Below are 8,250 nucleotides of genomic sequence, written 5' to 3'. Positions count from 1 at the left end.
GGTGTGACGGGGGATGTGGTGGGTTTTCTGGCGTCCATCTACATGCGGGGAATTCCGCATTTCCAGGTTCCCACCACGCTGCTGGCCCAGGTGGACAGCAGCATCGGCGGCAAAACGGGCGTGGATCTGCCCGAAGGCAAGAACCTCCTGGGTACTTTTCATCAGCCCCGCGCCATCTGGATGGACGCGCAGTTTCTGGAAACACTTCCTCCCGAGCAATTTCGCCAGGGCATGGCTGAAGTCATGAAAACCGCCATGATAGGAGACGAGGTCCTCTGGAAGTACCTGGATAGCCACGGCGATGCCCTCAGGAAGCGCGAGAGGGAAGCCTTGGTGCGGGTCATTTCAGCCTGCGGCATGATCAAGGCGAAAGTCGTGCAGTCCGACGAGAAGGAATCGGGGTATCGCAGGGTCCTGAACCTGGGGCATACGGTGGGACACGCCCTGGAAAGACTGAGCATCTACCGGATTCCCCATGGGGATGCTGTGGCCATGGGAATGGTCGTTGCTGCCCGCCTGTCCGTCCGCAGGGGACTCATCGGCGCGGGGGACCTGGAGCGCCTGGAGAAGCTGTGCGAATCCTGGGATCTGCCCGTGAGAATCCCCGCCGATTTTTCCTCCAAGGAAATCATTCTTGCCTTGCAAACCGACAAGAAGCGCATGGGAAAAACCCTGCATTTCATCCTGCCCCTCAGGATCGGCGAAGTGATGGATTGCGACGATTTGGACATGAGGGAGCTGGAAGAGGTTCTGACCGCCCTGAAAAGAAAATACACGGATTAAGGATTGAAAACTTCGTTTTTTGTAGGAGCGGCATCCTGCCGCGACAATAAGCCAGTCGCGGCAGGATGCCGCTCCTACAAAAAACAAAGAACCATCAAATCGAACGTTTCACACCTTATCGAGTATAACCTGCTCCGGTTCCGTAAAGAGGCGGGGAGTCCTCTTGGCGATGGTGATGAAGCCCGTGTGGGCCACCATCCGGTCAATGGGGCGGGCCCTCCGTTCATCCACCATCCAATCCCGCTTCAGCAGCTCAAAAGTCGTGATGTTGGCAAACCCGTGGGCCTTGAGCTCCCTGAACATCAACTGTACCTGGCCGACATTGGGGCTCAGGCTGATGAGCAGCCCGCCATGCCGGATGAGCTGAGACACCGACGCGATGCAGTGCCAGGGTTCCGGCAGGTCGAGGAAAATGCGGTCGGCCTTGATGTTCATGTAGAAATCCTGGATGTCGCCCGCCACGACCTCGTGGTTTTCGGGAGGCTTCCCAAAATACTTGACGATGTTCACCCGGGCCATGTGGGCGAATTCCGGCCTCTTTTCCACGGAAATGAGCCTGCCCGTGCCTCCCAGGGCGCGCAGCAGGGCCAGGCTGAGGGCTCCCGAGCCGATCCCCGATTCCAGTATGGTGCAGCCGGGCTGGATGTCTCCGTAAAAAACGATGGCGCCCAGGTCTTTGGGGTAGATGATCTGCGTGTGCCGGTTCATGCTGAAAATGTAGTCTTCCAGGGTGGGCCGGAAGAGAAACATCCGTGCCCCTTTGTTGGTGTCGAGATAGTCGCCTTCCTCTTTGCCCACGATGTCTTCCATTTGGACCGTGCCCAGGTGGGAGGAATAGGGCCCCTCCTCGATACGGATGAGCCATTTTTTCCCTTTCTGTGAGGTCAATGCGACCCATTCTCCCTGTCGAAAAGCATTCATAGTCTGAAGATCTCCTTGAAGGCGGAATCATTGGATGCGATATCATGAAAAATTTCAGGCGCATCGCACCATAGGAAAATGGGGGGGCTCAAGTCAACCGGATTTTTCCCGAATCTGTTTGCCAAGATTCCCGGGAGATTTTATCTTTAATTGCTGTCATTCGAGTTACTGAAAATGAAGGTCCCCATCGGAACGAAAGGAGAGTGCTCATGCGTGGGTCTGCGGGTTGGAGATGGAGTGCATTCGTATGCTTTGCCATGGTGGGCCTGTTGTGGGTGGGCAGCAGCTTGGCTGCCGACTCGGCCGCCCTGAAGGGATGGGAAAAGGAATCGGAATACAACGGGTTTTACAAAGCCAGCGAGATGGACCAGTTCAAGGGAACGGTGGAAGAGATCGTGGAAATCGTTCCCCTGCCGGGCATGGCCCCCGGCGTCGGTTTGAAGGTGAAGGACCAGGACGGGGACATGGTGAATGTACAACTGGGTCCCAAGTCTTTCGTCAAGCCGGATTCCATCGGTTTGAAGAAAGGGGACAAGGTCAAGGTGAAGGGGGTCTGGGCCGATATCGGGGACAAGGAAGTCTTCATGGCCTCCAAGGTCAAAAAGAGCGAGGAGGTGGAGTTCAAAGTGCGCAGAACCCGGGATGGGACGCCATATTGGATCATGACGCCTGAAGAACTGGCCAGGGACAAAGACGATGCCTCCTGACAGGCGGCCCGCCCGCGACAGGATGAGACGGTTGGCATTTCGTGGATATGCGGAAATACCGTATGCGCAATGATCTTTTGGTATTCTCTGAGGAGGTACTCCTCCGGCGCGGGGGTGCGCAGTAATCGTGGTAGGGTGCGTTTTACGCATCCTATTGACACAAGAGTTCCTGCAGCAAGGACGGTGCATAAAATGCACTCTACCCTTGGCGCTTGGGTGCTCAGGGATGGTAATCGACTGAGCAAGATTTGTAACCGAGTGCCTCTCTCTGGGGTAGCGAGGGGATGGAACATGGCGTTCCGCCCCACCGCATGGGCGTATATGAGGAATTGGCATCGTTGTTGCTTAACTGATCATCTGGTCTGACATGTGATGTGCGAGTGAGGCTCTGCGCTCACCCGTTTTTCAATGAAGCCTGCAGCGGTATCTATGAGGGTAAAAACATGAGGCCGAAACTTTTATCGACAGGAATGCTCCTGGTTCTGCTGGCGGCATCGCTGTCCGGCTGTGCATCTCCCTATTCTCCCTACACTTACGACCGGGTTGCGACGACATCCTTTGGGCTGGGTGCCTTTGGGACGGCCATGGGGTATGCCATCACCGGCGATGCCATGGGGGCCGCTCTCGGCGGCCTGTCCGGTATGGCCGGAGGCGCCATCATAGGGTCGGCCATCGAAGCGAACGAGGCGGCCCGTGCCGCCGGGGCTCCACCGCCGTCACCACCGCCTCCTCCTCGTGCTTACGAGCGCCCGAGAGGCTATTACGAGGAAGAGTATTACGAGGAGGAAAGAGCGCCGCGGCGCTACAGGGAGCGTACCATCGTGGAGAGAGACGGGAGGGTCGTGCGCGAGTACGACACGGAAGTGGAGGTATACGATCCCTACTGATGGCGTGTCAGCATGAAGTCCCTTCGGAAGGGGCTTTTTGCTTTTTCCTGAATTTGACCCTCCGGAGCAGTGTGCCCCCCTCGGGCCGGCTTTCGTACGAAAGCCGGTCCATGGCGTTCTGCATGAAATGAAGTCCGAGCCCCCCCCGGCCGGGCATTTTCCAATTGCCGAGGCTTCAGCGTTCCCACATCGGCCCGGCATCCAAAATCCCCTACCCGAATCTCCAGTTGATGCTTTTCCACATGGAAGGTGAGCTGGATTCCTTTCCTCTCAGGTTGAAGTTCCATCCATCCCATGGGAAGGTGAAACCGGGCTGTCAAAGAATGTGTATGTTATTGCAACAGCATCGAGACTGATGTACTTATCACAAGGTGGGAGGTTATACCAATTCTTGAAGGGCGCCCTGAGCATGGCTGCTGTAATTGCTACTGCAACAGGGTTTGTTCAACATTGTTGGGAGAGGGTGGTGAAGGTGCTGGTTGGGTGACGGCCGATTCCGTGGGGTATGATCGGGATGGAACGGTGATCTCCTGGAAGCCTGGACGCTCTATTGGATTCTGGAGGGTTCGGTTTGGATCAACGCGACGATGCTGTGATTTCGTGTCCCGAGGGCAAGTCCGGTTGCCCGGTGGTGGCTGAAATCAGGAGACTGAAGGAACAACTCGAAACGCTCAAGAAAGAGTACGACCGCGTTTCAAGACTCACCGAATGTGATCCTTTGACGGGGCTCTTCAACTTCAAACATCTTGAAGTCTCACTCCAACGTGAAATGGAACGGACGAGACGAACCGGGTTTCCCCTTTCCCTCATCATGATCGATTTGGATCATTTCAAGAAGGTCAACGACGTCTACGGCCACCAGGTGGGGAATGCCGCCCTGCGCTGGGTCGGCAGAATCTGGCGCAACGGGATACGGATCACGGATATCCTCTGTCGCTACGGCGGCGAAGAATTTACCCTCATTTTGCCTGCCACCTCCTTGAAACAGGCGGTCCTTGCGGCCCATCGGCTGCGAACTTCCCTGGCCAATACTCCGCTCGTGGAGGAGGGCGAGGAAATTCGATTGACGGCGAGCTTCGGAGTGGAAGTGTACAAGGCGACGGATACTTTCAGTGCCGATGAGTTTCTCAAACGCGCCGACAAGTACCTGCACCAGGCCAAGGCGGAAGGGCGCAATTGTGTACGTTCCATGGAGGATTCATCCGCCGGGGGCGAAACGGAAGTCCTTCCCGAAGAACGTGTGGCGCTCTTCATCACCCGGTGGCCGAAGCTGTAGGGTCTAAGGAATCGGAAGACTTTCTAAGCCCAAACGGGGAGAAAGGCAATCAAGACAGGTCGGAGCCCTATGGCGAAAGAATCGAAAACTCCCGTTATCCTATCCCTGAGCAGCGGCAAAGGCGGTGTGGGAAAGACCAGTCTGACGGTGAACCTGGCCTGTGCACTGGCTCAGAAGGGCTCGCAGGTGCTGGTGGTGGACGGAGACATGGCCCTTGCCAATGTGGATGTCCTGCTGCGGTTCACTGCTCACAAGACCATTCGGGATGTGCTGGAGCGCGGCGAGGACCCCATGAAGGCGGTAATCTTCGTGGAGCCGAACCTGGGAGTCCTTCCGGCGAGCTCAGGGGTGCCGGAAATGGTGGACCTGGGGCCTGCGGAGCACGTGCTCCTGGGAAACATTCTCAGCTCCATCGTAGGCCATTTCGACTATGTTCTCCTGGACACGGCCGCCGGAATTGGCTCTTCCGTCCTCTGGCTCAATACCTTCGCGACCCACAACGGGGTGGTTGTCACTTCCGATCCCACCTCCATTACGGATGCCTACGCCCTCATCAAGATCCTTTCCAGGGAGTACGGGCGCAAGCGGTTTTTTCTCATCCTGAACTCCGTCGCCACCCCTCAGGAAGGGCAGCAGACCTTTGATGCCATCGCCAGGGTGGCCGAGCAGTTTTTGGGCATCCAGCCGCAGTACCTGGGATGCGTACCCAGGGACAACGTTGTTTTGAAAGCCGTGCAGGAGCAGTTGCCTTTCGTGAAAGGCGCTCCCCGAAGCAAAGCCGCGGAGGCGGTGGTGGAACTGGCGGAACGGATTCGTCGCTTCAAGAGGGAATGATCCGTCGCATGGCGCCTGCGGCAGGGGGGGCAATGAATTTGCCGGTGGGGGCTTGCCGGATAACCCGTTGTCGGGTAGATACTTCTGGAAAAGCAAAGGAGGAAGCCATGGAGCGGGAGATCAGGTCCATCGAGGTCAGGAAGATCCATCCCAACCGTCGGGTCGTCTGTTTGGAGGAGTCCATTGAAGACCTCGAGCAAAGCATCCGGCAGCGTGGGCAGTTGGAGCCGGTGGAGATCTCTTTTGTCGGAGAATCTTTCCGGATCATGGACGGCGAAAAGCGCTGGCGCGCCTGTCGGCGGCTGGGGATGACTCACATCAAGGCGGTCATCGTTTCTTCATGAAGGGTTGTCGGATCTTCCTTTTTCTTCTCTTCCACGAATTCAAGTAGAATTTTTCCTCAAGCTCACCTCGACTGCAAATTCCTCTCCAGCTCTTTCCATCCCATTTTGGGCGTCAGGCAGGAAACATGCCCGCCAAGTGCCGACGGTCGCATTGTCACAGCCATTTATCTTCATGCTTTTGCAGGAGCGGCATCCTGCCGCGACAAAGGCTGCGGTGATTTGTTCCTGCCTCGGCTGGAGCCTTTCCTGCAAAGAAATGGCCGCTTATTTATACCATCACATCGAGGACGGAGGAATGCATTCAGTCTGCTGTATCAAACAGGTTCCGGATACCGCCGAAGTCAAGATCGATCCTGAAACCAATACACTCGTCCGAGCCGGAGTCGAATCCATTTCCAATCCTTACGACATGGTGGCCCTGGAGGAGGCGGTGCGCCTGAGGGAGCGCTACGGCGGCACAGTCACGGCCATCTGCATGGGGCCGCCTCAAGGTGAGGTGTCCCTGCGTGAAGCCTTTTCCCTGGGGGCCGATGCGGTGGTTCTCCTTTCCGATCGGGCCTTCGCCGGCGCCGATACGCTGGCGACGAGCTACACGTTGAGCAAGGCCATAGAGAAGCTGGGGCGTGAGCTCCCAGTGGACCTGGTGCTTTGCGGAAAGCAGGCCATCGACGGCGATACGGCCCAGACGGGACCCGGTATTGCCACACGGCTGGGGTTGACCCAGTTCACCTATGTCGTGGCGGTGGACGACCTCGACCTGGAAAACGGGCAGGTCCAGGTGAAGCGGCGTGTGGCGGGCGGAGTCGAAATCATCCGGGGACCGCTGCCGGCATTGCTGACTGTGGAGCTGGAACTGGCTGAGCCGCGGCGAGCGCCGCTCCCGTCTCTCATCGCGTCTCTGCGTGAGCCGGTGACGGTGTGGGATGCTCAGGCCATGGATGCATCCCCCGAGCTTCTGGGGATCAAGGGCTCCCCCACCTGGGTCAGGGCCATCTCTTCGCCTCCCGCCCGCGAAGGGGGACCGAAGTTCGATGCCGGGGAGGGGGTGGAAAAGGCCGTTTCACAATGCCTGGACGTCCTCATGGATGAAAAAGGGTTCTTATCGAAGCTCTTGAAAAAATGGGAGGCGTGAGACCCCATGGCCAGGAACTCCAAAGGAATTGAAGTCGCCGAAATCATTTCGGACAAGTGCATCGCATGCCAGATCTGCATCGGCGAATGCCCCGTGGGCGCCATCGAGTTGAATGCCGAGGGCGTGGCAGAGGTGGATCCCGAGGCCTGCATCGGGTGCGGCAAGTGCTTCGAGAGCTGCCCGGTGGATGCTGTGCGTTTCGAAAAAAAGAAGAAGAAACGGCTCACCGAAGAAGAGCGAGGCCTGAGCGGGGAAGAGGTACCCGGGCCTGCCGGATTCGAAGGGGTTGCGGTCTTCATCGAAGTGGCGGACGGCGCCGGCGCCCAGGTCTCCTGGGAACTGGTCGGCAAAGGGTGCGAATTGGCGGGTGCTCTCAAGACCAGGGTCATGGGCTTTCTGATGGGGCACGGTGTGGAATCCGTCGCAAAGGATGCCCTGGCCTATGGCTGCGACGAAGTCCATGTCATCGATGCTCCCATCTTCGAACATTACCTTTCGGGGGTCTACGGTAAAGCGCTCTCGGATTTGTGCCAGTCGCTCCGGCCGGAAATCCTCCTCATCGGGGCCACGCACCTCGGGCGGGACCTGGCGGGAATCGTCGCCACACGCCTCCAGACGGGCCTTACCGCCGATTGCACGGGGCTCGCCGTCGAGGAAAAGACGCGGCTCCTCCTCATGACCCGGCCGACCTTCGGCGGCAACATCATGGCCACCATATTCTGCGAAAAGCGTCGGCCCCAGATGAGCACGGTCCGGCCCATGGTCATGAAAATACCCGAGCGCGATCCCGGCAGAACCGGCGAAATCCGGCATCACCCATGGACGCCCCCCGAAGGAGAGCTGCCCGTCGTGGTGGAATTCATCCGCGATGCCGCCGTGGCGGGGGCAGTGGACATTGTTCGGTCGTCGGCCCTGGTGGTGGCGGGGAGAGGCGCCTGCGATCCCGCGGCCTTCCAGTTGATGGAGGAGCTGGCCCAGTTGGTGGGAGGGACCCTTGCCTGTTCCCGCCCGGTGGTGGAAGCCGGCCTCATGCCCTACGAACGGCAGGTGGGCCAGACGGGAAAAACCGTTGCGCCGAAGCTCTACATCGCCATCGGTGTTTCCGGGGCCATCCAGCACCTGGTGGCCATCCAGGGAGCCGAAAAAATAGTCGCCATCAATGCCGATCCCAAAGCACCCATCTTCCGTGTGGCGGACGTGGGGATTGTGGGAAACTATGCGGAGGTCGTGCCGGAGTTGATCCGGCAGTTGAAAGTCCGCATGGGCCGGGCCGGTGCGGCCGATGCCTGACGGCAATATCGTTGACTTGTCGTCACCCCGGTGAAAACCGGGGTCCAAAAAGCCTTTATTTTCCTGGATTCCGGCT

The 8,250-nt window shown here is 58.2% G+C and carries 9 protein-coding genes; 8 read left to right on the top strand and 1 reads right to left on the bottom strand.

From position 1 onward, the window contains the following. On the top strand, window positions 1–783 hold a 783-nt coding region (gene aroB, locus MWC30_RS15645; RefSeq protein WP_244085132.1), incomplete at its 5' end, for a 3-dehydroquinate synthase. A 108-nt stretch (window positions 784–891) separates the two neighbouring features. Here the strand turns inward: aroB and MWC30_RS15640 are convergent. Continuing rightward, window positions 892–1,704, bottom strand: a complete 813-nt coding sequence (locus MWC30_RS15640; RefSeq protein WP_244085131.1) for a tRNA (adenine-N1)-methyltransferase — start codon at window positions 1,702–1,704, stop codon at window positions 892–894. A 209-nt stretch (window positions 1,705–1,913) separates the two neighbouring features. Between MWC30_RS15640 and MWC30_RS15635 the strand changes: the two genes are divergently transcribed. From MWC30_RS15635 to MWC30_RS15605, 7 genes are all read left to right on the top strand, one after another. After that, window positions 1,914–2,411 (top strand): hypothetical protein, encoded by a 498-nt coding sequence (locus MWC30_RS15635; protein ID WP_244085130.1) that lies wholly within the window; start codon window positions 1,914–1,916, stop codon window positions 2,409–2,411. Window positions 2,412–2,854: 443 nt separating this feature from the next. Further along, window positions 2,855–3,298, top strand: a complete 444-nt coding sequence (locus tag MWC30_RS15630) for a hypothetical protein (RefSeq protein ID WP_244085129.1) — start codon at window positions 2,855–2,857, stop codon at window positions 3,296–3,298. A gap of 571 nt (window positions 3,299–3,869) precedes the next feature. Beyond that, a complete protein-coding gene (locus MWC30_RS15625; protein ID WP_244085128.1) occupies window positions 3,870–4,574 on the top strand; it encodes a GGDEF domain-containing protein in 705 nt (234 codons plus the stop codon). Window positions 4,575–4,643: 69 nt separating this feature from the next. Continuing rightward, window positions 4,644–5,408, top strand: coding sequence for a MinD/ParA family protein (locus MWC30_RS15620; RefSeq protein WP_244085127.1), 765 nt, complete (start codon window positions 4,644–4,646; stop codon window positions 5,406–5,408). 107 nt (window positions 5,409–5,515) lie between these two features. Further along, on the top strand, window positions 5,516–5,752 hold the full coding sequence (locus MWC30_RS15615; protein WP_244085126.1) for a ParB N-terminal domain-containing protein: 237 nt from the start codon (window positions 5,516–5,518) through the stop codon (window positions 5,750–5,752). 295 nt (window positions 5,753–6,047) lie between these two features. Then, complete coding sequence (locus MWC30_RS15610) at window positions 6,048–6,884, top strand: electron transfer flavoprotein subunit beta/FixA family protein (RefSeq protein WP_244085125.1); 837 nt, start codon at window positions 6,048–6,050, stop codon at window positions 6,882–6,884. Between the two features lie 6 nt (window positions 6,885–6,890). Then, window positions 6,891–8,174 (top strand): electron transfer flavoprotein subunit alpha, encoded by a 1,284-nt coding sequence (locus MWC30_RS15605; protein ID WP_244085124.1) that lies wholly within the window; start codon window positions 6,891–6,893, stop codon window positions 8,172–8,174. Window positions 8,175–8,250 lie beyond the last annotated feature (76 nt).

It is taken from the genome of Desulforhabdus sp. TSK, assembly GCF_022836495.1.
Taxonomy (GTDB): Bacteria; Desulfobacterota; Syntrophobacteria; order Syntrophobacterales; family Syntrophobacteraceae; genus Desulforhabdus.
This window is presented reverse-complemented; position numbering and strand designations above follow the sequence as displayed.

Coding starts and splice junctions, on each gene's coding strand:
- MWC30_RS15640 (WP_244085131.1), bottom strand. CDS start 1,704: ATGAATGCTTTTCGACAGGGAGAATGGGTCGCATTGACCTCACAGAAA.
- MWC30_RS15635 (WP_244085130.1), top strand. CDS start 1,914: ATGCGTGGGTCTGCGGGTTGGAGATGGAGTGCATTCGTATGCTTTGCC.
- MWC30_RS15630 (WP_244085129.1), top strand. CDS start 2,855: ATGAGGCCGAAACTTTTATCGACAGGAATGCTCCTGGTTCTGCTGGCG.
- MWC30_RS15620 (WP_244085127.1), top strand. CDS start 4,644: ATGGCGAAAGAATCGAAAACTCCCGTTATCCTATCCCTGAGCAGCGGC.
- MWC30_RS15615 (WP_244085126.1), top strand. CDS start 5,516: ATGGAGCGGGAGATCAGGTCCATCGAGGTCAGGAAGATCCATCCCAAC.
- MWC30_RS15610 (WP_244085125.1), top strand. CDS start 6,048: ATGCATTCAGTCTGCTGTATCAAACAGGTTCCGGATACCGCCGAAGTC.
- MWC30_RS15605 (WP_244085124.1), top strand. CDS start 6,891: ATGGCCAGGAACTCCAAAGGAATTGAAGTCGCCGAAATCATTTCGGAC.